The organism is Phyllobacterium zundukense (genome assembly GCF_025452195.1).
GTDB lineage: Bacteria > Pseudomonadota > Alphaproteobacteria > Rhizobiales > Rhizobiaceae > Phyllobacterium > Phyllobacterium zundukense_A.
The window spans coordinates 3,741,210-3,766,432 of record NZ_CP104973.1; the positions used below are offsets into that span (position 1 = coordinate 3,741,210).

Annotated in this window: 22 protein-coding genes, 1 tRNA gene and 1 pseudogene; 12 read left to right on the plus strand and 12 right to left on the minus strand. The window is 57.5% G+C overall.

Annotation, left to right across the window (positions count from 1 at the left end; all coding sequences use genetic code 11):
- Nucleotides 1-146: 146 nt before the first annotated feature.
- The gene (locus tag N8E88_RS30820; RefSeq protein ID WP_262293845.1) at nucleotides 147-1,676 is read right to left on the minus strand and encodes a helicase HerA-like C-terminal domain-containing protein; all 1,530 of its coding nucleotides are present in this window, start codon (nucleotides 1,674-1,676) and stop codon (nucleotides 147-149) included.
- Nucleotides 1,677-2,148: 472 nt separating this feature from the next.
- Between N8E88_RS30820 and N8E88_RS30825 the strand changes: the two genes are divergently transcribed.
- Entirely contained in the window at nucleotides 2,149-2,514 is a 366-nt protein-coding gene (locus N8E88_RS30825) for a DUF2267 domain-containing protein (protein WP_262293846.1), read from the plus strand.
- 120 nt (nucleotides 2,515-2,634) lie between these two features.
- Nucleotides 2,635-2,901, plus strand: a complete 267-nt coding sequence (locus N8E88_RS30830; RefSeq protein WP_262293847.1) for a hypothetical protein — start codon at nucleotides 2,635-2,637, stop codon at nucleotides 2,899-2,901.
- Nucleotides 2,902-2,910: 9 nt separating this feature from the next.
- On the opposite strand, the gene N8E88_RS30835 is transcribed toward N8E88_RS30830, so the two are convergent.
- Entirely contained in the window at nucleotides 2,911-3,675 is a 765-nt protein-coding gene (locus N8E88_RS30835; RefSeq protein ID WP_262293848.1) for an SDR family oxidoreductase, read from the minus strand.
- Nucleotides 3,676-3,862: 187 nt separating this feature from the next.
- Here N8E88_RS30835 and N8E88_RS30840 point away from each other — a divergent pair.
- The 5 genes and pseudogenes from N8E88_RS30840 to N8E88_RS30860 all read left to right on the plus strand — a co-directional run bounded on the left by N8E88_RS30840 (nucleotide 3,863) and on the right by N8E88_RS30860 (nucleotide 9,230).
- Nucleotides 3,863-5,306, plus strand: a pseudogene (locus N8E88_RS30840) (methylmalonyl-CoA mutase family protein).
- A 1-nt stretch (nucleotide 5,307) separates the two neighbouring features.
- Entirely contained in the window at nucleotides 5,308-7,440 is a 2,133-nt protein-coding gene (gene scpA, locus N8E88_RS30845; RefSeq protein WP_262293849.1) for a methylmalonyl-CoA mutase, read from the plus strand.
- A gap of 1 nt (nucleotide 7,441) precedes the next feature.
- Nucleotides 7,442-8,434 (plus strand): magnesium transporter CorA family protein, encoded by a 993-nt coding sequence (locus N8E88_RS30850; protein ID WP_262293850.1) that lies wholly within the window; start codon nucleotides 7,442-7,444, stop codon nucleotides 8,432-8,434.
- A 188-nt stretch (nucleotides 8,435-8,622) separates the two neighbouring features.
- On the plus strand, nucleotides 8,623-8,853 hold the full coding sequence (locus N8E88_RS30855) for an AbrB/MazE/SpoVT family DNA-binding domain-containing protein (RefSeq protein WP_262295697.1): 231 nt from the start codon (nucleotides 8,623-8,625) through the stop codon (nucleotides 8,851-8,853).
- Entirely contained in the window at nucleotides 8,850-9,230 is a 381-nt protein-coding gene (locus N8E88_RS30860; RefSeq protein WP_262293851.1) for a type II toxin-antitoxin system death-on-curing family toxin, read from the plus strand. The genes N8E88_RS30855 and N8E88_RS30860 overlap by 4 nt, the downstream gene beginning before the upstream one ends.
- A gap of 54 nt (nucleotides 9,231-9,284) precedes the next feature.
- Here N8E88_RS30860 and greA read toward each other — a convergent pair whose 3' ends face one another.
- The gene (gene greA / locus N8E88_RS30865) at nucleotides 9,285-9,758 is read right to left on the minus strand and encodes a transcription elongation factor GreA (RefSeq protein WP_262293852.1); all 474 of its coding nucleotides are present in this window, start codon (nucleotides 9,756-9,758) and stop codon (nucleotides 9,285-9,287) included.
- An 81-nt stretch (nucleotides 9,759-9,839) separates the two neighbouring features.
- Here greA and N8E88_RS30870 point away from each other — a divergent pair, with 81 nt between their 5' ends.
- Nucleotides 9,840-11,183: a TIGR03808 family TAT-translocated repetitive protein gene (locus tag N8E88_RS30870; protein WP_262293853.1), complete on the plus strand. Its 1,344-nt coding sequence runs from the start codon at nucleotides 9,840-9,842 to the stop codon at nucleotides 11,181-11,183.
- Here the strand turns inward: N8E88_RS30870 and N8E88_RS30875 are convergent.
- From N8E88_RS30875 to N8E88_RS30890, 4 genes are all read right to left on the minus strand, one after another.
- Complete coding sequence (locus N8E88_RS30875) at nucleotides 11,176-12,195, minus strand: asparaginase (RefSeq protein WP_262293854.1); 1,020 nt, start codon at nucleotides 12,193-12,195, stop codon at nucleotides 11,176-11,178. The two genes, N8E88_RS30870 and N8E88_RS30875, sit on opposite strands and share 8 nt — an antisense overlap.
- Nucleotides 12,192-12,551 (minus strand): type II toxin-antitoxin system PemK/MazF family toxin, encoded by a 360-nt coding sequence (locus N8E88_RS30880; protein ID WP_262293855.1) that lies wholly within the window; start codon nucleotides 12,549-12,551, stop codon nucleotides 12,192-12,194. Before N8E88_RS30880 ends, N8E88_RS30875 begins: the two co-directional genes overlap by 4 nt.
- The gene (locus N8E88_RS30885) at nucleotides 12,538-12,780 is read right to left on the minus strand and encodes an antitoxin MazE family protein (RefSeq protein ID WP_262293856.1); all 243 of its coding nucleotides are present in this window, start codon (nucleotides 12,778-12,780) and stop codon (nucleotides 12,538-12,540) included. The genes N8E88_RS30880 and N8E88_RS30885 overlap by 14 nt, the downstream gene beginning before the upstream one ends.
- A 61-nt stretch (nucleotides 12,781-12,841) precedes the next feature.
- The gene (locus N8E88_RS30890) at nucleotides 12,842-14,008 is read right to left on the minus strand and encodes an acetyl-CoA acetyltransferase (RefSeq protein ID WP_262293857.1); all 1,167 of its coding nucleotides are present in this window, start codon (nucleotides 14,006-14,008) and stop codon (nucleotides 12,842-12,844) included.
- A gap of 195 nt (nucleotides 14,009-14,203) precedes the next feature.
- Here N8E88_RS30890 and betC point away from each other — a divergent pair, with 195 nt between their 5' ends.
- From betC to betB, 3 genes are all read left to right on the plus strand, one after another.
- Nucleotides 14,204-15,724 carry a choline-sulfatase gene (betC, locus tag N8E88_RS30895; protein ID WP_262293858.1) on the plus strand — a complete coding sequence of 507 codons (1,521 nt, stop codon included), beginning with the start codon at nucleotides 14,204-14,206 and terminating at the stop codon, nucleotides 15,722-15,724.
- A gap of 14 nt (nucleotides 15,725-15,738) precedes the next feature.
- Nucleotides 15,739-17,388: a choline dehydrogenase gene (gene betA, locus N8E88_RS30900; protein WP_262295698.1), complete on the plus strand. Its 1,650-nt coding sequence runs from the start codon at nucleotides 15,739-15,741 to the stop codon at nucleotides 17,386-17,388.
- A gap of 204 nt (nucleotides 17,389-17,592) precedes the next feature.
- Nucleotides 17,593-19,056, plus strand: coding sequence for a betaine-aldehyde dehydrogenase (gene betB, locus N8E88_RS30905; RefSeq protein WP_262293859.1), 1,464 nt, complete (start codon nucleotides 17,593-17,595; stop codon nucleotides 19,054-19,056).
- A gap of 150 nt (nucleotides 19,057-19,206) precedes the next feature.
- Here betB and N8E88_RS30910 read toward each other — a convergent pair whose 3' ends face one another.
- Nucleotides 19,207-21,459, minus strand: a complete 2,253-nt coding sequence (locus N8E88_RS30910) for an AGE family epimerase/isomerase (RefSeq protein WP_262293860.1) — start codon at nucleotides 21,457-21,459, stop codon at nucleotides 19,207-19,209.
- Nucleotides 21,460-21,648: 189 nt separating this feature from the next.
- On the opposite strand from N8E88_RS30910, the gene N8E88_RS30915 reads away from it, so the two are divergent.
- Nucleotides 21,649-21,725 (plus strand) — tRNA-Pro (locus tag N8E88_RS30915).
- A 108-nt stretch (nucleotides 21,726-21,833) separates the two neighbouring features.
- Here the strand turns inward: N8E88_RS30915 and N8E88_RS30920 are convergent.
- From N8E88_RS30920 to N8E88_RS30935, 4 genes are read right to left on the minus strand one after another with little or no spacing between them, the layout of a single operon-like run.
- Nucleotides 21,834-22,616 carry an ABC transporter ATP-binding protein gene (locus tag N8E88_RS30920; protein ID WP_262293861.1) on the minus strand — a complete coding sequence of 261 codons (783 nt, stop codon included), beginning with the start codon at nucleotides 22,614-22,616 and terminating at the stop codon, nucleotides 21,834-21,836.
- The gene (locus N8E88_RS30925) at nucleotides 22,613-23,413 is read right to left on the minus strand and encodes an ABC transporter ATP-binding protein (protein WP_262293862.1); all 801 of its coding nucleotides are present in this window, start codon (nucleotides 23,411-23,413) and stop codon (nucleotides 22,613-22,615) included. The genes N8E88_RS30920 and N8E88_RS30925 overlap by 4 nt, the downstream gene beginning before the upstream one ends.
- Nucleotides 23,410-24,210 carry an ABC transporter permease gene (locus N8E88_RS30930; RefSeq protein WP_262293863.1) on the minus strand — a complete coding sequence of 267 codons (801 nt, stop codon included), beginning with the start codon at nucleotides 24,208-24,210 and terminating at the stop codon, nucleotides 23,410-23,412. The genes N8E88_RS30925 and N8E88_RS30930 overlap by 4 nt, the downstream gene beginning before the upstream one ends.
- A gap of 14 nt (nucleotides 24,211-24,224) precedes the next feature.
- On the minus strand, nucleotides 24,225-25,202 hold the full coding sequence (locus N8E88_RS30935; protein ID WP_262293864.1) for an ABC transporter permease: 978 nt from the start codon (nucleotides 25,200-25,202) through the stop codon (nucleotides 24,225-24,227).
- Nucleotides 25,203-25,223 lie beyond the last annotated feature (21 nt).

The window sequence follows — 25,223 nt, forward strand, 5'->3', positions numbered from 1 at the left end:
TATAGTTGGGGGAACTTTGCGGTTGTATACCGTTGTGTCAACTGCCTGAATTCGAGGCACGGTTAATTAATATGCATGTTGCAGAAAAACACACAATTTCCGATTGTTAGATTGACAGTTTAATCGCGCAAATTGCAAACCGGCATTCAACGCCGGCTCAAACTACCCAATATTCCGCGCACCAGCGCGCGGCCGAGCGAGCCCCCGACGGAGCGGACGACGGATTTCATCGCGGCTTCGGCCACGGTCTGGCGGCCTCTTACTTGGCCCCCACGCGGGCCGGTCTTCGGTTCGCCACCGAGGAAATCGGGCAGCCTCCAGCCGCCAGTGCTATCGGCGCTGGCCTCCTGCGCCGCCTCCGCCTCGGTCTTCGTCTGCGCCGCCTTCTTCTGCAAAAGCTCATAGGCGGATTCGCGGTCGACCATCTCGTCATAGAGACCAGCTACCGGGCTCGCATTGATCAGTGTCTGGCGCTCGTCGCTGGTCAGCGGCCCGATGCGTCCTGCCGGAGGGCGGATCAATGTCCGCTGCACCATGGAGGGAACGCCCTTGTCGGCCAGCGTCGAAACCAGCGCCTCGCCGGTGGCGAGATTGGTGATCGCTTCAAATGTGTTGAAGGCAGGGTTGGCGCGGAAGGTGTCGGCTGCGGTCTTCACCGCATTCTGCTCGCGCGGCGTATAGGCCCGAAGCGCATGCTGCACGCGGTTGCCGAGCTGCGCCAGCACCGTCTCCGGTACGTCCAGCGGGTTTTGCGAGATGAAGAACACGCCGACGCCCTTGGAGCGGATCAGGCGCACCACCTGCTCGACGCGGGTTAGCAACGCTTTCGGCGCTTCGTTGAAGAGCAGGTGCGCCTCGTCGAAGAAGAACACCAGGCGCGGCTTTTCCGGATCGCCGATTTCCGGCAGTTCCTCGAAGAGTTCCGACAACAGCCAGAGCAGGAATGTCGAATAGAGCCGAGGGTTCATCATCAGCTTGTCGGCGGCAAGGACGCTGACCAGACCGCGGCCGTTTGTGTCAGTGCGCATGATGTCGGCGATCTTCAGCGCCGGCTCGCCGAAGAATTTCGTCCCGCCCTGCTGTTCCAGTACCAGCAGCGAGCGCTGGATCGCACCGACCGACGGCTTCGTGACATTCCCATAGCGGGCGGAGATTTCTTCGGCACGTTCCGCGATATTGACGAGCAGCGATTGCAGATCCTTCATGTCCAGGAGCAGCAGCCCCTCCTCGTCAGCGATCTTGAAGGCAATGTTGAGCACGCCTTCCTGCGCTTCTGTCAGGTTCATCAGGCGAGAGAGCAGCAAGGGACCCATTTCCGAAATCGTGGCGCGGATCGGATGTCCCTGCTCGCCGAAAATATCCCAAAAGATCACCGGCGAGGCAGAATGCTCGTAAGGATCGAGTTTGACGTCAGCGGCGCGCTTGACGAGAAAATCCTTGTCTTCGCCCTTGGCGCCGATGCCCGAAAGATCGCCCTTGATGTCGGCGCAGAAAACCGGAACGCCGGCTTTCGAAAAGCCTTCAGCCAGTACTTGTAGCGAGACCGTCTTACCCGTACCGGTTGCGCCGGTGACCAGGCCATGCCGGTTGCCGAATTTCAGCAGCAATGATTCTGCCTGTTGGTAGGTATCGTCGGGCTTGCGGCTTGCACCAAGGAAAATACTGTCATCGGCCATGTCGTTCGTCCTCGTCGCGACGGTCACTTTATCCACGGTATAAACAGCCAAACTCCACGCGACAATGGTCAAGGCTTTATCATGTCCGGAAAATTGCAGACACACGGCAAATTCCGGAATGCAAATGCAACAGAACAATACGATTCCGCACAAGACTTAGGTGTTCCCCCGCAAGAAAGTTCGAATCTGGTGCAGGATTTTCATCGTCCGATTGCAATTTGGTTGTACGAAGGTGTGTCGAGATCCGCGATCATGACGCGGCGAAAACGGTGCTTTTCGAGAACCGGAGCGGAGCGTACTTGAAGTATGTGAGCCGGATCACAGAAAAGAACCGTTTGCAGGCCGTCATGGCGCGAATATCAATTCACACCTCGGGTTGATAGAATGATCCAGATTGACTTAAGCGCTTGTGCGGAGGAATATTCCCGCATATTACGTAAACGTAATTCATAGCAGACGGGAGATTGGACTAATGGATGAACTTATCGCGCGCATTTCCGCCAATGTCGGCACCGATCCGGATACGGCTCGCAAGGCTGTCGGCCTCATTCTGGCATTCCTGCAGAAAGAAGCGCCGGCCGACAAGGTTGAGCAGTTGATTGCCGGCGTTCCCGGTGCTGAAGCGGCCATTGCCGAAGCCAACAACAGCGGCGGCGGACTTTCCGGCCTGATGCCGGGCGTCATGGGCCTCGGTTCCAAGCTGATGGGCATCGGCCTTGGCATGGGCGAAATCACCGGAATTTCCAAGGAAACCATTGCTTTTGCTCGTGAAAAGGCCGGCAGCGGGCCGGTCGACGAAGTTGTGAATTCCATTCCGGGTTTGAGCCAGTTCGTTTAAAACGGCCCATCGCCAATCCTGAAAGCGCGCGCTTTTTAGCGCGCGTTTTTGTTTTGTGGGTATCTAGAAAAACGTGGTATCAAGCTGAATATTTTGAATAATTTGATCACCAGAGATATTATGAGCAGAGCAAAACTTCCCCGGACAACTCACCTTGAGCCCTTGAAAACCAATGACGGAGATGGCACCTTTACCGATATGGAAGCACAAGTCGCAAAACTCTCGTCTGACATGGAGAATATCAAGATTGCTGTCTCTGACATCAAGACTGATATCAGAGAGTTGCGCAGTGATGCGCGAACCGATTTTCGTCTTCTATTTGGTGCGCTGATTTTTGTTGCTCTTGGTTTGGCAACCCTGATGGCCAAAGGATTTAATTGGCTCTAGCCACGTCTTTCAGGTCCGGTTGATCGAGACACCGCCGTCGACCAACATGGCCGAGCCTGTGGTAAAACTCGACGCATCGGACGCGAGATATAGCACTGACCTGGCGATTTCTTCAGGCATTGCTCGCCGCTTAAGTGCATGCAATCCCTCAACAAAAGCAAGTTTTTCCGGCGTATCGACCCAGGCCTCCGCCATGCTGGTTGCGGTTCCGCCGGGCAGAATCGCATTGACTCTGATCCCTTGCGGACCAAGCTCTGCGGCGAGTGTTTTCATCAGACCGATGACCCCTGCCTTGCTAGCGGCATAGGCCGCCGTGCCCGGCATTCCCACCGTGTGGCCGACAAAGGTCGAAGTGAAGATCAGGGAGCCACCGCCACGCCTTTGCAGCGCGGGAATCTGGTATTTCGCTCCGAGGAAAGCGCCCGTCAGATTGACGTTCAGCGCCTCGTTCCAGCCTTCGAGCGAGACGTCCGGCGTCGGTCCCATTTCTCCATTTGTGCCGGCATTGTTGAAGGCAATGTCAAGTCCGCCAAAGGTACTTTCCGCCAATTCAACCAATGACTTGGCATAGGCTTCATCACGGACGTCACCTGCGAGCGTGATGGCTTTTCCACCATCCCATTCGATGAGCGCCGCCAATTTGTCGAGTTCCTGCTGGCGTCGTGCGGCCAAAACCACATTGGCGCCTTCGCCAGCAAAGAGTCTTGCGGTTTCATAACCGATGCCAGAACTCGCTCCCGTCACAATGGCTGTCTTTCCCATTAGCATGTTCATTCTTTGACCTTTCGCGTTTAACGTTTGCACCAGCCTTTCACGCCTTCTCGCCTCAAGCCACCCGAAACCAGATCCAACGAAAAACTGGGTGTTTTCAACAAGTTGAACCAGCGGCACTTTGCTTTGTTGCGAAGCAGCATGACTCCTCCTAAAGTCGCAAAAACAATGCGCGCAATAGGGAGAAAGCATGGACGCGTCACTGCTCAAGGAAACTGAATTTGCGCCGATTGACCGGGATGGCTGGGTTAAACTTGCGCAAAAAGCCCTAAAAGGCGCGGATTTCGATGAATCCCTGATCTCGAAGATCGATGATGCTATCGCCATCGAACCTCTCTATGAACGACGCCGCACGGCGCAACTGACCCCGCGAAAAAATCCCTCGAAGCCCTGGCATATCGTCCAGCGTATAGATGATCCGGATCCTGTTCGCGCCAACAAGCAGCTTTTGGAAGAACTGGAAAATGGCGCTACCGGCATTGCTCTGGTGTTCGAGGGCGCACCGAATGCTTTCGGTTATGGCCTCCCCTCGACGCGTGAGGCGGTCGACAAGGTCCTCTATGGCATTCATCTCGACATGATCCATCTGCGCATGGACGTGCATCCGAAAAGCCGTGCCTGTGCCGACTGGTTCGTGGATTACATGCGTCCCCGCGATGTCAATCCGAAGACGCTGAGCTTCTCGCTTGGCATTGATCCCGCCGCCACTCTGGCGGGAACGGGCCGTCTGCGCATGAGCCTTGCAGCGCTGAAAGCCTCGCTGCCGCAATCGCTTTCCGGCTTTTTCTCATCCGATCTGCCAGGAATCGTGCTTGAGGCGGACGGCCGCGTCTACCATAATGCGGGTGCCACCGAGGCGCAGGAACTCGGTGCGATGTTATCCATCACTACGGGCCATTTCCGGCTGTTCGAAGAGGCGCGTCAGCCCATTGTCTACGCTGCTCCACATATCGGTTTTGCACTCTCGGTTGACCAGGATCAGTTCGTTTCAATCGCCAAGGTCCGTGCTTTGCGGCGTCTATGGGCGCGTTTGCAGGAGGCTTGCGGCAGCATGCGTCCCTCGCAGGCAACGATCCATGCCGAAACATCGTACCGGATGATCACGAAGCTCGATCCCGAAACCAATATATTGCGTAACACGATCGCAGGTTTCGCTGCGGCTGTCGGCGGTGCAGATCTCGATTGCGGTTTTGCCCCATACGATTGCCCACGGCTTGCCCGATGCCTTTGCACGGCGCCTCGCCCGCAACACACAGCTCGTCCTTGCCGACGAAAGCAATCTGGCCTTCGTCGCCGATCCGGCTTGCGGTTCAGGTGCGGTGGAAAGTCTGACGGAGAATCTCTGCGAGGCGGCATGGAAGGAATTTCAGGCGCTTGAACAAGACGGCGGCATTCTGCAAAGCCTTGTGGATGGCAAGTTCCAGGCTCGTATCATTGCGGCCCGAAATGCCCGAACAGAGAAATACCGTTCGGGCAAACGTGCCATCGTTGGCACGACGCTCTTCCCTGCCCGGCAAGAACGGCCGGTCACCGTGCTCGATGCACCCCGCATGCCTTTGCCGACGGATGGCGTCGTCCATTGCGAACCGCTAACCTTCCCGCGCATCGATGAAACCCTGCAGGTCTCTGAATAAAATGAGAATTCCGGACTTCACCAAGATCGATTGGCAAGAGCCGAAGCCCCTCGCCCCAACGCCGGAGGCCGCAGCCTGGATCACGCCTGAGGGTATCCAGGTCAAGCGTTCCTATGGCGATGCAGCGCTTCGCGGGCTGCCGCATCTCGACAGCTTTCCCGGTGCTGCACCATTCATCCGTGGTCCCTATCCGACGATGTACGTCCAGCAGCCCTGGACGATCCGGCAATATGCCGGCTTCTCGACAGCCGAGGAATCCAATGCCTTTTACCGGCGCAACCTTGGCGCCGGCCAGAAAGGCCTTTCCGTTGCCTTCGATCTCGCCACCCATCGCGGCTATGATAGTGACCACCCTCGTGTCGCAGGCGATGTCGGCATGGCAGGCGTCGCCATCGATTCAATTCTCGATATGCAACAGCTGTTCGATGGTATTCCGCTTGGCGAAATGACCGTTTCCATGACCATGAACGGCGCAGTGCTGCCAATTCTAGCGCTCTACATCGTTGCGGCCGAAGAACAGGGCGTCAGCCAAAAGCAGCTCGCCGGAACCATTCAGAACGACATTCTGAAGGAGTTCATGGTACGCAACACGTATATCTACCCGCCGCAGCCTTCGATGCGGATTGTCTCGGACATCTTTTCCTACACGTCGGAAAACATGCCAAAGTTCAATTCGATCTCGATTTCCGGCTATCACATGCAGGAAGCGGGGGCGACGGCCGACCTTGAGCTCGCGTATACGATCGCCGACGGAATAGAATATGCGCGAGCCGGCGTTGCGGCTGGTCAGGACATCGATAGTTTTGCACCGCGCCTCTCCTTCTTCTGGGCGATCGGCATGAATTTCTACATGGAAGTTGCGAAGCTGCGCGCCGCGCGTCTGCTTTGGGCCGTGTTGATGAAGAAGAACTTCAATCCGAAGGACGAGCGTTCGCTTTCGCTGCGCGCCCATTCGCAAACCTCGGGCTGGTCGCTGACGGCACAGGACCCTTACAACAACATCGTGCGCACCATGATCGAGGCCATGGCTTCGACACAAGGGCATACGCAATCGCTGCATACCAATTCTTTTGACGAAGCGCTGGCTCTTCCAACCGATCACTCGGCTCACATAGCCCGCAGCACACAGCTGGTCGTGCAAAAGGAGTCCGGCACGACGCGTACCATCGATCCGTGGGGTGGCTCATTCTACGTCGAGCGGCTCACGCATGACCTTGCCACCCGTGCCCTCGCCCATATCGATGAGATCGAAGCGCTGGGCGGCATGGCCAAGGCCATCGAACAGGGCATTCCGAAGATGCGCATCGAAGCCGCCGCAGCCCGCACGCAAGCACGTATCGATAGCGGTCAGCAACCGGTCATCGGTGTCAACTCCTATCGCCCGACCGAGGACATGGAAGTCGACGTGTTGAAAGTCGACAACGCAGAGGTGCGCGCGCGCCAGCTTTCCAAACTTCAGCAGTTGAAGGGAACACGCAACGTTGCCGCGGTCGATGCAGCCTTGTCTGCGCTGACGGCCGCTGCGAAGTCGGGCAAAGGCAATCTGCTCGACCTGGCTATTCAGGCAGCGCGAGCACGTGCAACAGTTGGCGAGATCTCGTTGGCGCTGGAGAAAGCCTATGGGCGGCATGTCGCCAATATCCACACGATTTCCGGCGTTTACCGCAAGGAGGCCGGGAAGAGCGAAGTCATCGACCGGGTTGAAGCCAAGGCGATTGCCTACGAAAAACGCACGGGACGGAAGCCCCGTATTCTTGTCGCAAAGATGGGCCAGGACGGCCATGATCGCGGTCAGAAGGTCATTGCAACGGCCTTCGGCGATCTCGGATTCGAGGTCATCGTTGGCGCCATGTTCCAGACACCTGAAGAAGTTGCGGACCTCGCCGTCGAGAGCAGCGTCGATATCGTTGGCGTCTCATCACTGGCAGCTGGACATCTGACGCTTGTACCGGAGCTCAAGCAGGCGCTGATACGCCGCGAGCGTGAAGATACTCTTATTATCGTTGGCGGTGTCATACCCCCGCAGGACTTCGATGCGATCCTCAAAGCAGGTGCAACGGCTATTTTTCCTCCCGGCACTGTAATCGGCGAGGCTGCCGAGAAATTGATCGATACCTTGCTGGATTCATTGTGAAATGATTTATGTCTACGCGCTGCAAGACGATTATCTGATGCCCAGTGCTGCGCTCGCGGGGGCAGAGCTGCCACCCAACGCAGTCTGGATCGACCTTATCAACCCGACGCATGACGAGGACGTCCAGGTTGAGAACTGGACCAAGGCTACCATACCGACGCACGAGGATATGATCGAGATCGAGGAATCCAGTCGCTTCTACGCAGAGAACGGCGCGCAATATCTGACCGCTTCCATCCTGCATTCCACCGAATTGAAGCATCACGGTATCGCTCCGGTATCGTTCATCCTCACAGGAAAGCGGCTTGTCACTGTCCGCTATACCGAGCCGAAGGCGTTCACTCTGTTTATTGGCCGCGCGACCAAGCCGGGAAACGGTCTTATTACACCCAGATGCAGCGGCATCAGCATTCTGCTGGGATTGGTCGAAGCTGTAACGGACCGGATTGCCGACATTCTCGAAGGTGTTGCTGGCGATATCGATGTGAATTCTCACGCCATCTTCCGGCGGTCGGAAAATGACAAGCCGATGACAACGAAGAACTTCAGGGACAGTCTCAACAATATCGGTATTCAAGGCGCGTTTCTTTCCAAAATTCGGGAAAGCATCGCCGGCGTCAGCCGCCTCCTCGTTTATACGGCGGCCATGCCGGAAGAGGCTTTGGGCAAGAAGGACATCCGGGCTACGATCAAGTCGCTGGAGCGCGACACGCAATCGCTAAGCACCTATGTCGATTTCCTTTCCAACAAGGTGACCTTTCTGCTGGATACGGTCGTTGGGCTCATCTCGATCGAGCAGAACGCCATCATCAAGATTTTCTCCGTCGCGGCTGTGGCCTTCATGCCGCCAACGCTGGTCGCATCGATTTACGGTATGAACTTCCATTTCATGCCCGAACTCGACAAGGTGTGGGGCTATCCCATGGCCATCGGGTTGATGATTGCCTCGGCCGTGATCCCGCTCCTGATCTTCCGCAAAAAGGGCTGGCTGTAAGACGAAGGTCGATATTGGTCGTATGGTTCCTCAATGTTATATCTTATGTTATAACAGAGGACCAAGTGATGACGAAGCCTGCAAACTCAGTGAGCGAAACATTCGAACGGCAAATGTCGGCTGCATACTACGTCATGGGCAAATACAAAAATGTGCTGCAAAAACTTGGTTCTGGCAGGAGCGAAACCATGAATATCACTGTGCGCAAAATCGGCAACTCAGAGGGCGTCATCCTGCCCAAAGACGTGCTTGAGCGGCACCATCTGAAAGCGGGTGATCAGCTCGTCCTTATTGAAGAGGGCGATGGCTTGAAGTTACGCCGCCTGCAAGATGATCCCGAAGAGTTCGAAAACAAGATGAAGATCGCCCGAGAGAGAATGAAGAAGTACGAGACCGCATATCGCGTTCTCGCTAAATGACGGATTTTCACTCGCGCGAATTTGTCGAAGCTCTGCATGGGGAACAGATACGATTGCATGGTGGTGCGCCGGGCATACGTGATCTTGGCATGCTCGAATCCGCGCTTAACAGGCCCCTGCAGAAAGAAGCGTACGGCGAGCCAGATCTATTTGATCTGGCCGGCGCGTATCTTTTCGGAATCGTAAAAAACCATCCCTTCGTGGATGGAAACAAACGGACAGGCTTCGCAGCGGCCGACCTGTTTCTGTACTTCAACGGGTTCAGTCTGGAAGCAACTCAGGAAGAAGTCATACAGCTGGTTTTGATGATTGCCGCTGGCGAAATCGACGAGACCGGCGCGGCGGCCTTCTTCCGCGATCACATCGAACCGGTATGAAAAGCGCTTTGAATTGAATCTCTTGGGGCCCACTGCTCAAAGCAGGATTCAACTTCAAGGTGCAGTATCGATCGCCGTTATTTCCCACTCGTGATCATTCAGCACAAAACTATCACCAATGGATTTACCGAACATCGCCTTCGCCATGGGTGACACATGTGAGATCTTGCCATGGCTGGCGTCCGCTTCGTCCTCGCCGACAATTGCCCAGGTTTGTGACTTATCGTCTTCATTGGCGATTGTGACTGTCATGCCGAACCGGACCACTTCACTATGCGGATCGGGGCGTGAGACTTCGGCCGATTCCCTGCGGGCGTTCCAGTACCGCAGATCGCGTGAGGCTCGCGCGATCAGATCGCGGTCAGCCTCGGCGTTGCCTTTGGCCAGCGCTTCATGCGCTGCTGCGAGTTCGGCATCAATATGAGCGAGGCCCTTTTCCGTCACCAGATTCCGGTGCGGGCTTATCGGGCGCTCGCCGACATCGATCGAGGAGTTGCTATCGTCTTCCTTTGTGAAGGCCCTGCTCATCGAACGAAGGTATGCCTTGCTCGGCACTACAGCAAGTGCAATCCTCTATCACCCGTCTCATTCTCTTCCGCGGATAACAATATGATCAACCGACGCTTCGTCCTGACTGGTCTGGCCGCGCTTGCCGGCGCTGGGATTCTACCGCGTAGCTCGCAAGCACAGACCGCATCAGGAATAATCAACGCCGTTGAATTCGGGTTGATTCCTGGAGGGCCAGACGATCAGACGATCAAGCTGAATGCCTTGCTCGCCAAAGCAAGTTCCTCCGGCCAGCAGATATTCCTCCCACCTGGAGCCTATATTGCCTCGGGTGTCCAGTTTCCCGCCTATGTCAATCTGCTCGGTGTTTCCGGCAAGTCGCGTCTTCTGTTCGGCGGCAAATCCAGTCTGTTAAGCGCTCATGGTTCCAATCATGTCCAGCTCAATGGCCTTGTAATCGACGGCGACGGCAGGCCTCTAGGTGATAGCGTTCGAGGGCTGCTCGAAGCCAGTAACGTCGCTCGTCTCGTATTGGATGATTGCCAGATTGTCGGTGCGCGCAAGAATGCCGTGGACCTCTTCAAATGCGGTGGGCGTATTGAGGCTACGCGTATATCCGGCGCCAGCGACGCGGCCATATTTGCTGCGGACTCCACCGGACTGGAGATCACCGGCAACGAGATCAACGATTGCGGTAATGGCGGCATTCTCGTTCAGCGTTACGAGCAAGGCCGGGACGGTACGATCATCACAGGCAACCGCATTGGCAAGACCAGGGCGGATGCAGGCGGCACCGGTCAGAACGGCAACGCCATCAATATCTTTCGCGCGAACAATGTCGTCGTTTCCAACAATGTCATCAACGACAGCGCTTTTTCCGCGATCCGCGGCAATAGCGCCAGCAATCTGCAGATCACCGGCAATAACTGCAGTGTCAGCGGCGAAACCGCGATTTATTCAGAGTTCGCTTTCGAAGGCGCCATCATAGCCAACAATCTCGTCGATGGTGCTGCAAACGGCATATCGATGGTCAATTTCGACAGCGGCGGCCGGCTCGGAACCTGCAGCGGCAATTTGGTCCGCAACCTCTCGACCAAGGGCCCATATCCCGGCACCTTCGGCATCGGTATCAGCGTCGAAGCCGACATCTCGGTTACCGGCAATGTGGTTGAAAACGCCCCGCTCTACGGCATACAGCTCGGCTGGGGGGCTTATATGCGCAATGTAATTGCGACTGGAAACATCATCCGCACATCGGGCGAAGGCGTCTATGTCAGCGTGGTCGAGGGCGTCGGTTCAGCCATCATCTCCGATAACATTATCCAGGGCTCCCGGAATGGCGGTATCGTCGGTCATAGCTGGAGTGATGTCACGGTCAAGGATTTGACCCAGAAGAGTGCCCGGATCTATCCAAACCTTACCGTCGAGCGGAATGTCATCAATTGATATCGGCGTCCGTTAGCGCTTCTGTCGGGCTGATGACACCATAGGTAATGCCGTTCCAATTGCGCATTTCGCGGTCGGCAAACCGGTCGAGCTTCGACTCCAGCTCGTCCTCGTTGCGATAAATCCGGGCGAGAATCGTAGCGATGATTGCCTCCGATGCCCGCGCGCTCCCGTCATCACACTTGATAGCGATACCGAGCCCGAGTTCGGGCAACGCACCGGTGTAGACACCTTCAGCACCGCCTTTTACGAAGATGCGGTTTGGAGCCATCTCCATCAACACTGTACAGGCGCGATTGGTGCCCGCGACATAGTATGATGCTGCCATGGCCGCATCGACAAGGCGCCGCGCTGCAGCGGCACGGACCGGCTCGAATCCGACTCCCGTCGCCATGCGGGCAAAGCCATGCGCCAAGTTTTTCAGGGGAATGGCATAGGTCGGGATAGAACAACCGTCAGTGCCGCAGCGATCCAGCGCATGCGGCGCGCCGGTAACGCTTTCCATCGCATCGCGCACCATATCCTGTTCGGGCGAGCCCAAGGCGGAATAGCCATGCGTTTCGATGCCAAGATGCCGGCACGTGCACAGGAACCCCGCATGTTTGCCGGAACAATTATTATGCAGCGGCGTCGGCTCCTGGCCACTTTTCGCCAGCGCAATCAGCACAGGCTGCTGCGCCGGCCAATGCGAGCCGCACTCTAGCGCCGAAACATCGAGCCCGGCGCGGCCGAGCATATCAGCGGCCTTTGCCACATGTTGCGGCTCGCCCGAATGCGATGCACAGGCCATGGCGAGTTCCTCATTGCCGAAGCCATAGGCATCCGCAGCGCCGCTCTCGACCAGCGGCAGCGCCTGAATTGCCTTGATCGCAGAGCGCGGAAAGGTCGGTCTCTCGATGTCGCCAAGCGAGAAGACGATTTTGCCATCGCCATCAGTCACGATCACCGCGCCACGATGGCGGCTCTCGACCGTTTCGCCGCGAAAAACTTCAACCAGAACCGGATTGCTCATCTCGATGGTCCCATATGTGTTCGTGGTGATGACGCCAAGCCGAGAAACACCAGCATTGCTAGATTCAGACGAACAAGATCGTCATCACTCAATCGTCCGATAAACAACCCGATTTTGGATTTCGGCACGGATGAAATTTTATCCACCATGACCCAAGATTGATGGCGCAAGCCATTATCAGGGTTTGGATCGATCATTGGTCGGGCAAATGGCACCTGAAGGTCGATGCTAGTCAAAGTGCATATAACGATCGAATTCGTCTCGTCAAAACTATCATTCTGAACAATGACCACAGGTCGAGGCTTACCTGCATAGTCTTTGCCTCCAGCAACCGTCCAAACGTCACCGCGTTTCATCGACACTGTCATCAAAGTCAGAAATTGAATCAATAAATGCCTGATCGTCTGCCTCAGTCGGACTGTTGGCAATCGCCAGTGACTCCCTGTGAGCTTCTTCTTTAAATTCCTTCGAATTTACATCCGGCAGCCAAAATTGCACGGGACGCAGGCCCTGTGCCCGCAAGCGCTCACGATGCTCCTTGACCTTCTGCTGAGAGGTCTTTTTCGGTTGTGTTGATGAACGCATATCATGCTCCTGATAAGGTTACATGTAACCTATCACGGTTTTGCTCGTGATGCTACCAGCCTTATTTTATCCGCTCCAGCACCGAAACATAATTGGCGACCGCTGCGCCGCCCATGTTGAAAATTCCCGCGAGCTTGGCGCCCGGCACCTGTATGCCACCGGCTTCCTCGGTCAATTGCATTGATGACAGCACATGCATCGAGACGCCGCTGGCGCCGATCGGATGCCCCTTGGCCTTGAGACCGCCGGAAGGATTGACCGGCAGGCGGCCATCCATCGCTGTCTGGCCTTCGAGCGCTATCCTGGCGCCCTCGCCGGGCTTTGCCAGTCCCATTGCCTCGTACTCGATCAGTTCGGCGATGGTGAAGCAATCATGTGTCTCGACGAAGGACAGGTCGTCGATGGTCACGCCGGCCTGTTCCAGCGCACGCTTCCAGCCTTCCGAACAGCCTTCGAAAAGCAGGATATCGCGCTTGGAGATCGGCAGAAAATCCTGAACGTGGGCCGCTGCACGAAACGCCACAGCACGCTTCATCTTCAAGGCAGTCTGCGTATCGGTCAGGACCAGCGCCGCCGCGCCGTCAGAGACGAGCGAACAATCGGTACGCTTCAATGGGCCCGCAACGAATGGGTTCTTCTCGCTCTCCTGCCGACAGAACTCATAGCCGAGATCCTTGCGCATCTGCGCATAGGGATTATTGACGCCGTTCTTGTGGTTTTTGGCAGCGATCATCGCCAAAGCGTCGGATTGATCACCGTATTTCTGGAAATACGCGGCTGCGATCTGGCCGAAGACTCCGGCGAAACCAGCAGGAATCTCGCCCTCTTCCGGCAGATAGGACGCTTTGAGCAAATTCTTGCCGATTTCCGGACCGGGCGTCGATGTCATCTTCTCGACACCCACGACCAGTACGACCTTGGCGCTGCCTGCACGAATGGTCTTGATGCCCTGATGCACGGCTGCCGAGCCGGTCGCGCAAGCGTTTTCAACACGCGTCGCGGGCTTGAAGCGAAAGGCATCACTCGCCTGCAGCACCAGACTGGCGGTGAAATCCTGCGGAGAGAAACCAGCATTGAAATGACCAAGCAGGATCTCGTCGACGTCTTCAGGACCAATGCCGGCGTGATCGAGCGCCCCTACCGCAGCTTTGACGATCAGGCTTTCGACAGTTTCGCCTTCCAGCTTTCCAAATGGCAGATGCGACCATCCAACGATACAGGCAGTCATTTCCATTCCTCCAAAATCTCTTTCTCTTGAGCTAACCATGAAACCCGCGCGATTCAAGGTGAACCGGCGTGTACAGATGGTTTCAACCAGAAATATCGGTCGTCATGCGGTGCGCAATGGCGTAACTGAAACAGCGACCATCATTACCATATGGAAAATGCTATAGAGACGAATTTTGCGCCTGCCGGAGCCAGCATGAAACCGAACATACTTATTCTGATGGTTGACCAGCTGAATGGAACTCTTTTTCCAGACGGCCCGGCGGAGTTCATCCACGCACCACACCTGAAGGCATTGGCGAAGCGTTCGGCCCGCTTCGCCAATACCTACACTGCCTCGCCGCTCTGTGCCCCAGCCCGTGCTTCGCTTATGTCGGGTCAACTGCCGTCGCGCACCCGGGTCTATGACAATGCGGCAGAGTTTGTCTCGGATATCCCGACCTACGCGCATCATCTGCGCCGTGCCGGTTACTATACCGGCCTCTCCGGCAAGATGCATTTCGTCGGCCCGGATCAATTGCATGGCCTTGAAGAGCGCCTGACAACAGATATCTACCCCGCGGATTTCGGCTGGACACCGGACTATCGCAAACCTGGAGAACGCATCGACTGGTGGTATCACAATCTTGGCTCGGTCACCGGCGCGGGCGTTGCCGAGATCACCAACCAGATGGAATATGACGACGAGGTCGCTTTCCACGCACGACAAAAGCTCTACCAGCTATCGCGTGAATCGGATGATGCATCGCGCCGGCCATGGTGCCTGACAGTTTCCTTCACGCATCCGCACGATCCTTATGTGGCGCGGCGCAAATATTGGGACCTTTACGAAGGTTCGCCTGCGCTCGATCCGAAGGTCAGTGCCATTCCGTTTGAAAAACAGGACCCGCATTCAAAGCGGCTACTCGAAGCATGCGAACATCATTGCTTCGACATAACGCCCGAACAGGTTCGGCGGGCGCGGCAGGGCTATCTCGCCAATATTTCCTATATCGACGACAAGGTTGGCGAAATTATCGAAGTCCTGCAGTCCACACGGATGCTGGACGACACGATCATCGTGTTCACGTCAGACCACGGCGACATGCTCGGTGAGCGCGGCCTCTGGTTCAAGATGAACTTTTTCGAGGGCTCGGTACGCGTTCCGCTGATGATCGCGGGCAAAGGTATCGCTCCGCAATTGATCTCGGAGCCGGTGTCGACACTTGATATCAATCCGACGCTCGGCGCGCTTGCAGGTATCGATATCGCTGAAGTCCTGCCGTGGACCGACGGTGAAGATTTGACGCCTGTCATGCGAGGCATGGCGCGCGTCGGTCCCGTCCTGATGGAATATGCGGCGGAAGGCTCGAACGCGCCGCTCGTCTGCATCCGCGAAGGCGCCTACAAGTTCGTGCATTGCGAGATGGACGCGCCGCAACTCTTTGATCTTGAATCGGATCCGGATGAACTGACCAACCTCGCGACCAATCCGGCGCATGCCAAGCTGGTTGCAGATTTCACGGCGAAGGCTCGGGACCGCTGGGATATGGCTCTGTTTGATGCCGCAGTGCGCGAAAGCCAGGCGCGGCGCTGGGTGGTCTATGAAGCGCTGCGCAACGGCTCATACTATCCATGGGATTATCAGCCCCTGCAAAAAGCTTCCGAGCGTTACATGCGCAATCATATGGACCTGAACGTTCTGGAAGAGAACGCCCGCTACCCGCGCGGCGAGTGAGCATGACAAGCATTATGGAAGCAGATTTCGTCATCATCGGCTCTGGTTCTGCGGGTTCCGCGATGGCCTACCGCCTGTCGGAGGATGGCAAGTATTCGGTGATTGTCATCGAATTCGGCGGAACCGATATCGGCCCATTCATCCAGATGCCGGCGGCACTGTCCTTTCCGATGAATATGAGCACCTATGACTGGGGCTTTACGTCCGAACCTGAGCCGCACCTTGGCGGGCGCCGTCTGGTCACGCCGCGCGGCAAGGTCCTCGGCGGCTCCTCCTCGATCAACGGCATGGTTTATGTACGGGGCCACGCACATGATTTCGACCATTGGGCGGAAAGCGGTGCAACCGGCTGGTCATATGCAGATGTGCTGCCCTATTTCAAACGCATGGAACATTCGCACGGCGGCGAGCCTGGATGGCGCGGCACGGATGGCCCCATGCATATACAACGCGGGCTCCGGGACAATCCATTGTTCCACGCCTTTGTCGATGCCGGCCAACAGGCGGGTTTCGAAGTCACCGAAGACTACAATGGCTCGAAGCAGGAAGGCTTCGGGGCCATGGAGCAAACCATCTACAATGGCCGCCGCTGGTCCGCGGCCAATGCCTATCTTCGCCCAGCGCTAAAACGTAAAAACGTGAAGCTGGTCAATGGATTCGCCCGGCGTGTGATCATCGAGAGTGGGCGGGCGGTTGGCGTTGAAATCACCAGGCGTCGCAGGACGGAAGTGATCCGCGCCCGGCGCGAAGTGATCGTCGCCGCCTCGTCCATCAACTCGCCCAAGCTCCTGATGCTGTCGGGTATCGGCCCCGCCGCTCATCTGAAAGAGCATGGAATCGAAGTCGTTGCCGACCGCGCGGGCGTCGGCCAGAACCTGCAGGACCATATGGAGGTCTATATCCAACAGGAAAGCCTGAAACCGATCACTCTGAATTCCAAGCTCGGGCTCTTCTCAAAGGCCATCATCGGCGCGGAGTGGCTGTTTTTCAAGACCGGCCATGGCGCGACCAACCATTTCGAATCCGCAGCTTTCGTAAGGTCGAAACCCGGCGTGGACTATCCGGACATCCAGTATCATTTCCTGCCAGCAGCTATCCGCTATGATGGCCGGGCCGCCGTGAAGGGTCATGGTTTCCAGGCGCATGTCGGTCCGATGCGGTCAAAGTCGCGCGGGAGCGTGACGCTTCGCTCATCTGATCCGTTCGAGAAACCCAAGATCGTTTTCAATTATATGTCGCATCCCGACGACTGGGTGGATTTCCGCCACGCCATACGATTGACGCGCGAGATTTTCGGACAGGCGGCACTCGATCCCTATCGCGGCAAGGAGATTTCGCCGGGTGCGCATGTGCAGTCGGATGAAGAGATCGACGATTTCCTGCGCGAACATGCGGAGAGCGCTTTCCACCCCTGCGGCACCTGCAAAATGGGTTCGGCAAACGATCCAATGGCGGTTGTCGATCCGCAGTGCCGGGTGATCGGCATCGAGGGCCTGCGCGTTGCCGACAGTTCGATCTTCCCGCGCGTTACCAATGGCAACCTCAATGGCCCTTCGATCATGGCCGGCGAAAAGGCTTCCGATCATATTCTTGGCCGGGATCCCCTGCCCCGATCCAATCAGGAACCGTGGATCAATCCGCGCTGGCAGGTGAGCGATAGATGAATGGCCATGCTTCGACTTTTTCTGCTTGCATCGCTGCTGTGCGTGGTTCGACAAGCTCACCATGAGGGATGTGGTTGATGGCAGGGAGCCAAGAACAAAGCCGTTGGTAATTATTTCTGCAATCAACTCACCACCCTCATGGTGAGCTTGTCGAACCACGCACAGCGCCTATGCTGATAAATATTTGACCCAGGAGAACACACCATGCGCGCACAGCCGTTAGCATCGCATTTCATCAATGGTCGCTTCGTTGAAGACAAGGAAGGCAAGCCGCTTGATGTGATCTATCCTGCAACGGGCGAGATCATCGCCAGGCTCTTTGGGGCAACACCCGCGCTGATCGAGCAGGCCGTGCAGGCTGCCGCCGCCGCGCAACCGGCCTGGGCTGCACTAAAGCCGGTGGAACGCGGCCGGGTCTTGCGCCGCGCCGCCGATATTCTGCGCGCCCGCAATGCCGAAATCGCTGAACTCGAAACACTCGATACCGGCAAGGCAATTCAGGAAACGCTGGTTGCCGATCCGGCATCCGCTGCCGACGCACTGGAATTCTACGGCGGTATCATTGCCGGGTTCAATGGCGAGATGATCGAGCTTGGCGGATCCTATGCCTATACGCGGCGCGAGGCTTTGGGCGTTTGCGTCGGCATCGGCGCGTGGAACTACCCGATCCAGGGTGCAGGCTGGAAGTCCGCACCAGCACTTGCTGCCGGCAACGCCATGATCTTCAAGCCGTCCGAAAATACGCCGCTGTCGGCGCTCGCTTTGGCTGAAATCTACAAGGAAGCGGGTCTGCCCGATGGGCTTTTCAACGTGTTGCAGGGTTTCGGCGATGTCGGCTCGCAGCTGGTCGATCATCCGCTCGTCGCCAAGGTCTCGCTGACAGGCTCGGTCCCGACAGGCAAGCGCGTGCTGGCGCAGGCGGGCTCCCATATGAAGCACGCGACCATGGAACTCGGCGGCAAATCTCCGTTGATCATTTTCGACGATGCCGACGTGGAAAATGCCGTGGGCGGCGCTCTCCTTGGCAACTTCTATTCGACAGGCCAGGTCTGCTCCAATGGCACGCGCGTTTTCGTACAGGGTGGCATCAAGGAGCGGTTCCTCGACCGCCTGACCACGCGCACCAAGGCCATCCGCCTCGGGGATCCGCTCGATCCGGAAATTCACCTAGGACCACTGGTCAACGCGTCCCAGCGCGACAAGGTCGTGGCCTATATAGAAAAGGGCAAGGCCGAAGGTGCGACGCTGCTTTTTGGTGGCGGTGTTCCAAAGATGCAGGGCTTCGAGGGCGGATGCTTCGTGGAACCGACCATCTTCACCAATGTCACCGATAATATGGTGATCGCGCGCGAGGAAATCTTCGGTCCGGTGATGGCAGTACTTGATTTTCAGGAAGAGGATGAAGTCATCGCCCGCGCCAACGACACGGAGTTTGGCTTGTCGGCCGGGGTATTTACCAAGGACTTGTCGCGCGCGCACCGCGTGATCAGCCAGCTCAAGGCCGGCACCTGCTGGATCAACACCTATAATCTCGCTCCGGTCGAAATGCCGTTCGGTGGCTTCAAACAATCCGGAGTCGGCCGCGAGAACGGCCTTGCCGCGCTTTATCACTACAGCCAGATCAAGTCGGTCTATGTCGAGACGGGCAACGTCGAGAGTCCCTATTGAGACGGCCAGTTGATTTTGCGTTTCTTGGGGCGTGGTTCGACAAGCTCACCATGAGGGAGGTTGGTGGTGCAGAATTCTAGTTCCCTTGCAATAGCTCACCCTCCCTCATGGTGAGCTTGTCGAACCACGCACATAAGCAAATGCAACCTCTTAGGCTGCCTTCTTCCCGACGTAGTCCACATACTGCGTCAGCGCGCTGACAAGGTGATAAAAGATCGAAGCCGGAACCTCTTCGGCCTTGGCTCGGCCGGTTTCGTCGATGAGGTCGATCCACAAGCCTTTTGGCGCAGGCTCGATGTGCCAGCGGAAGAGACGTCCGACCCGCGCCTCCACTTCCGGTTTCAGATCCGGACCGCCATTGCCGTCAAGCGCCATCGCTGCTTTGACTGCTTCTGTCTGCGGCCAACTGCGCGAATTCGTGTCGAGCGGCAGGCCGTGGCGCGAAACGGCGCCGTAAGCAAGACCCGTTGCCCGATTCAGGCCGTTGGCGATGGCCGACGAATACAGCTTGCGGGCAAAGCGAATGATATCTTTCTGACCCGATGCCGCCGCAAAACTGACGAGAAGCGACGCCCATTCGAAATGGTGGCCAGGCTCCGTCCATTCGCCCTGCTCTCCCGGCGCACGCTCCCAGTCATTGTTGAAATACTCACCCAGCGTCCAGGTTTCCGCATCGAACATGTGATGCCGGAAGAGATCGACGATGCGCGCCGCCCGCTGCAGGTAATCGCGATTGCCCGTAACGGCATACCAGGCTAAAAATGCTTCCAGCAGATGCATATGCGGATTGGACCTTCGCAATCCCTTGTCATCCGGAGTTTCCAGAAATCCTGTCAGACGTGCGTCCGCAAGGTACTCATCGATGAACACAAACGTCTCCGTGCCAAGCGCCAAGGCTTTGCTGTGCCCGGCCTTGTGCGCATGAGCGAGCGCCAGAAGTACGAAAGACTGGTCGTAAGCATCTTCGGTAGCATCAAGAACGCTGCCGTCCGGATTGAATGTCCTGATCCAGCCGCCGTGATCCGTGCGCCCATTGGCTGTGAGGAATTCTATGCCATGATCTATCAGCGCATCGGCTGGTCCGTCCCAGCCCATTTCGTGTGCTACGGCAAACGCGTAGATCTGCCGCGCCATCGTGCGCATGCGTTTTGGTTTCGTGATGGGTGTCGCTTCAAATGACATTGCTTCGTGGAAGCCGCCATGGCGGTCATCTACCCCTACCGTCGACCAGAGAGGAAGGGTCTCGCTGAACAGCCAATGCCGCACCCTGTTGCCATAAGCGCCGACCTGGGGCAGGCGATCCTGCGCGGGCGTAAATTTTGTTTCGAGACGCCCTGTCTTCTCCAGTTGCTCGACGATCTTGCGGACGTTCTGGCTCTCCTTGACCGGCGCGACGAATGTCGCGTCCGCTGTCGCAACCACGGCTGTATCGCGCAAGCCCACTGCAGAAAGCAAGCGGCCATCGCTGCGCAGATAGCTGTGCTCGCAATCGATAGCCACAACATCGCCGACAATCACATTGCCGTTGCCATCGACCGAACCAACCTCCAGCAGCGATTGCCAGGAACCAAGATCATTCCAGCGGAATTTCGCTGGAACGAGTGCGATATCCGAAGCCCTTTCCATGATGGCATAGTCGACCGAAATGGACGGAACGGCCGCATAGAGATCGTGCGGCAGATATGTGCCGGATATGTTCGTGTCCGCCTGGTCTAGCGCAGCAATGGCGCTGTCCCAGATATCGGCGGCATATGTTGTGAAGGCATCGCGCATCGTACTGGCGCGGAAGAGGAAAATACCCGCATTCCAGAGGAAATTTCCGGATTCAAGATATTGCTTGGCGGTCTGCTCATTGGGTTTCTCGACGAAGCGTACGACATCGCGGGTGCCCTCCGTCAGCGGGCCGACTTCGATATAGCCAAAGCCGGTTTCCGGCCGGTCCGGCTGGATACCGAAAACGACGATCCGCCCGGCTTTCGCCGCTTCGACACCTGCCTCGACTGTATTCCAGAAGTCACGATCCGTGGTGATCTCATGATCCGAAGGCACGACCAGGACCAGTTCATCGCCATGTTCGCGCAGTGTCACTTCCGTTGCCAGCACGACTGCAGACGCCGTGTTGCGGCCCATCGGTTCGAGAATGGGCCGGCCGCCGGCAAGATCGATTCCGGCAAGGTCTTGGCTGATACGGTTTGCATGCCGTTCCGAAGCCAGCAGATAGACCGGAACTCTGCCCGCTTCGACCCGTGCGCCCATCCGCTTGACCGTTCGCAACAGCATCGAGCCTTGCCCGGAGAGATTGTGGAATTGCTTGGGAAAATCTTCGCGCGACAGCGGCCAGAGTCTTGAACCGACACCGCCGCTCATGACAAAGCTGATGATCTTTTGCTTTTCTGCCGCCATCGATTGCATTCGCTGTTCGAGCGCCCCAAACTTTGCTTTTCCAATCGATACATGACTTTCCGCTTCGATCACAGTAGGCAAATTGGCTGTATTGCGGGTGCAAATGAATTACCACTGGCGTAGCTGATATGAGCAGGAAACAACTTGCAGGCGCTGAAACTGGACGTTATATACCGCGCGTACTGGTCACGGAGTGTAGCGCAGCCTGGTAGCGCACGTCGTTCGGGACGACGGGGTCGGAGGTTCGAATCCTCTCACTCCGACCAGTCTGAACCTGTGCTTTCTCTATTTCCCAGATGCATTCACCCCACGGCTTCAGCCGACCCGCTGGGCAGCGCAGTTTTCAGATCGCCTTCAGGTGGAGCAGTACGGTCTTATCTGATCAATAGGGGCACGGCGTCGATCAAAACCCGCGTCGCTTCTGCTTGTGGCGCGGCAAGCACCCCTTCCGTGGTGCCGTCCTCGACGATACGCCCTTCATCCATCACGATCATACGGTCGGCGAACGCCCGCACGACGGCAAGATCGTGCGAAATGAAGAGATAGGCGACACCAGTCTCGTCCTGCAGATCAAGCAGAAGGTTGAGGATTTGCGCCCGCACTGAAACGTCGAGCGCCGATACAGGTTCGTCGAGTACGATGAGAGCAGGCTTGGTCAGGATAGCCCGGGCGATAGCGACCCGCTGACGCTGGCCACCGGAAAGTTCGAGCGGCAAGCGTTGTTTGAACCCGGTGCCAAGCCCAACGCGTTCGAGAACCGCATCAATGGATGTATCAAAATCCTTTGGTTCGGCAAGTCCATGGATTCGCAAAGGATATTCCAGAATGCGGCGGAGACTGGCGCGCGGATTGAACGCAGCCAGCGCATCCTGAAACACCATCTGGAATTGAGGACGCATGCGCCGCAGGGCCTCGCCATGCAACCGTGTGATATCCCGGCCATGCAGCTGGATCGAACCCGTATCCGGGTCTGCAAGCCGCATGATCAGCCGCGCCAGCGTCGTCTTGCCAGACCCGGAAGCGCCGACAATGGCCAGCGTTTCACCACGCGCGATCGCGAAAGTGACGTTCTTCAGTCCAGCCGCGCCGCGATCGCCAAAGCGCTTGGCAAGATTTTTGACCTCCAACACCGGCAATACACGCGCGCTTTCCGTCATTGCAACTCACTCGTATCGATCTCGGCAAGCCGCTTGCGCCGTGGTGTATCCAGCGCAATATGCGTGCCGATCAATGCTCTTGTATAAGGATGCTCCGGTTTGCCGAGCACCTCGGCGGCCGAACCCGCCTCCACCAGCCTGCCCTTGTAAAGCACCGCAATCTGGTCGGCGCGTTCGGAAGCCAGCGCGATATCGTGCGTCACGAACAGCAGCGTCAGGCCGCTATCGCGCACCAGTTCATCGAGCAGATTGACGATGTGTCTCTGGACGACCGTGTCGAGTGCGCTGGTTGGCTCGTCGGCGACAAGCAGCGAGGGATTGCCTGCCAAGGCAGCGGCAAGCGCTATTCGCTGCTTTTGTCCGCCGGAAAACTCGTGCGGATAGCTGTTGAGCCGCGACAGGGCTTTCGGGATACGCACGCGGTCAAGCAGTTCCACCGCCCGGACCCGCGCAGTTATCCAGCCCGTCCCCTCATGCGTCATGATCACTTCGGCGATCTGGTCGCCCACCTTCATCACCGGATCGAGACTGCCGCTGGGGTCTTGAAACAGCACGCCAATGTCCTTGCCGAGTTTTGGCAAATGCGAGAACCCCGGAAATTCTATTGCGCCCTGAGTTCTCGCCGATTTGGGCAAGAGGCCAGCAATGGCCATGGCCAGCGTGGACTTTCCCGAGCCGCTTTCACCGATGACCGCCAGCCTGCCGCCTTTGGCAAGGTCTAGGGACACCTCTTGCAAGGCGGCGGTCTCGCCATAGTTCACAGAAAGATTCCGGACACGTAGATAAGTCTCTGTCATGGCTGCAATCTTTCGGTCCGTGACAGCCCTCGCCCAAGCAAATGTACGCCCAGAACAGTGACCACCAGAGCGATACCCGGAACAATTGAAAGATATGGCGCGGCACGCAAGACTGTGCGGCCCTCGGCAATCATGCTGCCCCAGGTCACCCGGTTCGGGTCGCCGAAACCGAGGAACGACAGTGCAGCTTCGATCAGGATCGCGGCAGCGACGGAAATGGCCGCAAGCGATGCCGTTGGTCCGAAGGCATTGGGAAGCACTTCACGAAAGGCGATTTCGAGCGGGCGCATGCCGAGTGTGCGCGCGGCGGCAACAAAATCGCGCTCGCGCAATGACAGCACCTCGGCCCGCGTTACCCGGGCCGCTTGCGTCCACGTTCCAAGGCTGATGGCGAAGATCAGCGTCGGAACGCTCGGGCCAGTGACGCTGATTGCTGCGAGGGCCAATAGGAATGCCGGCACAGTCTGGAAAGCTTCGGTGACGCGCATCAACACTGTGTCGGCCAGACCACCCAAATATCCGGCAAGCGTGCCAACGATGCTGCCGACGACCAATGCGACAGCCGCAGAGAAGCAGGCGACGAGCAGCGTCGTGCGCGTGCCATGCAACAGCCCGGCAAACACGTCGCGGCCAAGACGATCGGTACCAAGTATGTGTGCACCGGATACGAAGGGGCGCAGCATTGGCTCACCGGTAATCGCCAGAGCGTCACCCGGCGCAATCCATGGCGCAAGCAACGCCATGAGGAGGAGGACCGCGAGCACGATCGCGCCTGCGCGTCCTTCCCGGTTCAGCATCCGCCAAAACCTCATCACCCAACCCTTACGCGCGGATCAAGCTTGCCATAGGCGAGATCGACGAGGAGATTGACGATGATCACCATGATGGCGCTGCACAGGATGACCCCGAGCAACAAGGGTGTATCGCGGCGCGCCACCGCCTCTGCCGCCAATCGGCCGAAGCCCGGAATGGCAAAGACACTCTCCACGACGACGCTGCCGCCAAGCATCGCCGCCGCTTGCAAACCAAGCATGGTAACGACCGGAAGCACTGCGTTGCGCGCTACATGCCGCCAGATGATCCGCCCCCGGCTCAACCCGCGCGCTTTCAGCGCGTTGACGAATGGATCGCGCCAGATCTCGCTCATGCGGTCGCGCATCAACCGCAGGTAGAGCGCGAGATAGACCATGGCGAGTGAGGCAACCGGCAGGATCAGATGCGCGCCGATATCAGCCATGCGCGCAAAACCCGTCTTACCGGACGCGACTGATTCAATACCTCCGATTGGCAGCCAGCGCAGATCGACGGCGAAGATCACGATGAGGACGAGCCCCAGCCAGAAACCTGGAACCGCATAGAGCGCGAGCGAGCTGGTGGACAAAAAGCGGTCGCGAAACGATCCAGGATTTGCTCCGGCGACCACGCCGAGCAGCGACCCGATGAAGAAGGCCAGCGCCGTGGCCACGCCCATGAGCATCAAGGTGACCGGCAGTCGCTCCAAAATGACCGAGGCAACAGGCCGTTCGAAGGCTGTGGACCAGCCAAGATCGCCTCGGGCGAGCGCCGACGCGTAGGCCTTGAAGCGGTAAGCTGGACCTTGGTCGAGGCCCCATTCGTGGCGCAGTTGTGCAAGCTGTTCCGCGTCCATGCTGCCGAATCGCGCCACATAGGAATCCACCGCATCGCCGGACGCCGCCTCAAGCAACAGGAAGCTCCCAGCCAGCACCAGCGCGAGAACCGGAAGCGCCGTTGCGAGACGTCTCAAGAAAAAGGAAACAAGAGGCGGCAAGGAGAACTCCGGCGTCAGATG

Excerpts from the sequence above, each read along its gene's own strand:
- N8E88_RS30820 (WP_262293845.1), bottom strand. The coding sequence starts at position 1,676 with ATGGCCGATGACAGTATTTTCCTTGGTGCAAGCCGCAAGCCCGACGAT.
- N8E88_RS30825 (WP_262293846.1), top strand. The coding sequence starts at position 2,149 with ATGGATGAACTTATCGCGCGCATTTCCGCCAATGTCGGCACCGATCCG.
- N8E88_RS30830 (WP_262293847.1), top strand. The coding sequence starts at position 2,635 with ATGAGCAGAGCAAAACTTCCCCGGACAACTCACCTTGAGCCCTTGAAA.
- N8E88_RS30835 (WP_262293848.1), bottom strand. The coding sequence starts at position 3,675 with ATGAACATGCTAATGGGAAAGACAGCCATTGTGACGGGAGCGAGTTCT.
- scpA (WP_262293849.1), top strand. The coding sequence starts at position 5,308 with ATGAGAATTCCGGACTTCACCAAGATCGATTGGCAAGAGCCGAAGCCC.
- N8E88_RS30850 (WP_262293850.1), top strand. The coding sequence starts at position 7,442 with ATGATTTATGTCTACGCGCTGCAAGACGATTATCTGATGCCCAGTGCT.
- N8E88_RS30855 (WP_262295697.1), top strand. The coding sequence starts at position 8,623 with ATGAATATCACTGTGCGCAAAATCGGCAACTCAGAGGGCGTCATCCTG.
- N8E88_RS30860 (WP_262293851.1), top strand. The coding sequence starts at position 8,850 with ATGACGGATTTTCACTCGCGCGAATTTGTCGAAGCTCTGCATGGGGAA.
- greA (WP_262293852.1), bottom strand. The coding sequence starts at position 9,758 with ATGAGCAGGGCCTTCACAAAGGAAGACGATAGCAACTCCTCGATCGAT.
- N8E88_RS30870 (WP_262293853.1), top strand. The coding sequence starts at position 9,840 with ATGATCAACCGACGCTTCGTCCTGACTGGTCTGGCCGCGCTTGCCGGC.
- N8E88_RS30875 (WP_262293854.1), bottom strand. The coding sequence starts at position 12,195 with ATGAGCAATCCGGTTCTGGTTGAAGTTTTTCGCGGCGAAACGGTCGAG.
- N8E88_RS30880 (WP_262293855.1), bottom strand. The coding sequence starts at position 12,551 with ATGAAACGCGGTGACGTTTGGACGGTTGCTGGAGGCAAAGACTATGCA.
- N8E88_RS30885 (WP_262293856.1), bottom strand. The coding sequence starts at position 12,780 with ATGCGTTCATCAACACAACCGAAAAAGACCTCTCAGCAGAAGGTCAAG.
- N8E88_RS30890 (WP_262293857.1), bottom strand. The coding sequence starts at position 14,008 with ATGACTGCCTGTATCGTTGGATGGTCGCATCTGCCATTTGGAAAGCTG.
- betC (WP_262293858.1), top strand. The coding sequence starts at position 14,204 with ATGAAACCGAACATACTTATTCTGATGGTTGACCAGCTGAATGGAACT.
- betA (WP_262295698.1), top strand. The coding sequence starts at position 15,739 with ATGGAAGCAGATTTCGTCATCATCGGCTCTGGTTCTGCGGGTTCCGCG.
- betB (WP_262293859.1), top strand. The coding sequence starts at position 17,593 with ATGCGCGCACAGCCGTTAGCATCGCATTTCATCAATGGTCGCTTCGTT.
- N8E88_RS30910 (WP_262293860.1), bottom strand. The coding sequence starts at position 21,459 with ATGGCGGCAGAAAAGCAAAAGATCATCAGCTTTGTCATGAGCGGCGGT.
- N8E88_RS30920 (WP_262293861.1), bottom strand. The coding sequence starts at position 22,616 with ATGACGGAAAGCGCGCGTGTATTGCCGGTGTTGGAGGTCAAAAATCTT.
- N8E88_RS30925 (WP_262293862.1), bottom strand. The coding sequence starts at position 23,413 with ATGACAGAGACTTATCTACGTGTCCGGAATCTTTCTGTGAACTATGGC.
- N8E88_RS30930 (WP_262293863.1), bottom strand. The coding sequence starts at position 24,210 with ATGCTGAACCGGGAAGGACGCGCAGGCGCGATCGTGCTCGCGGTCCTC.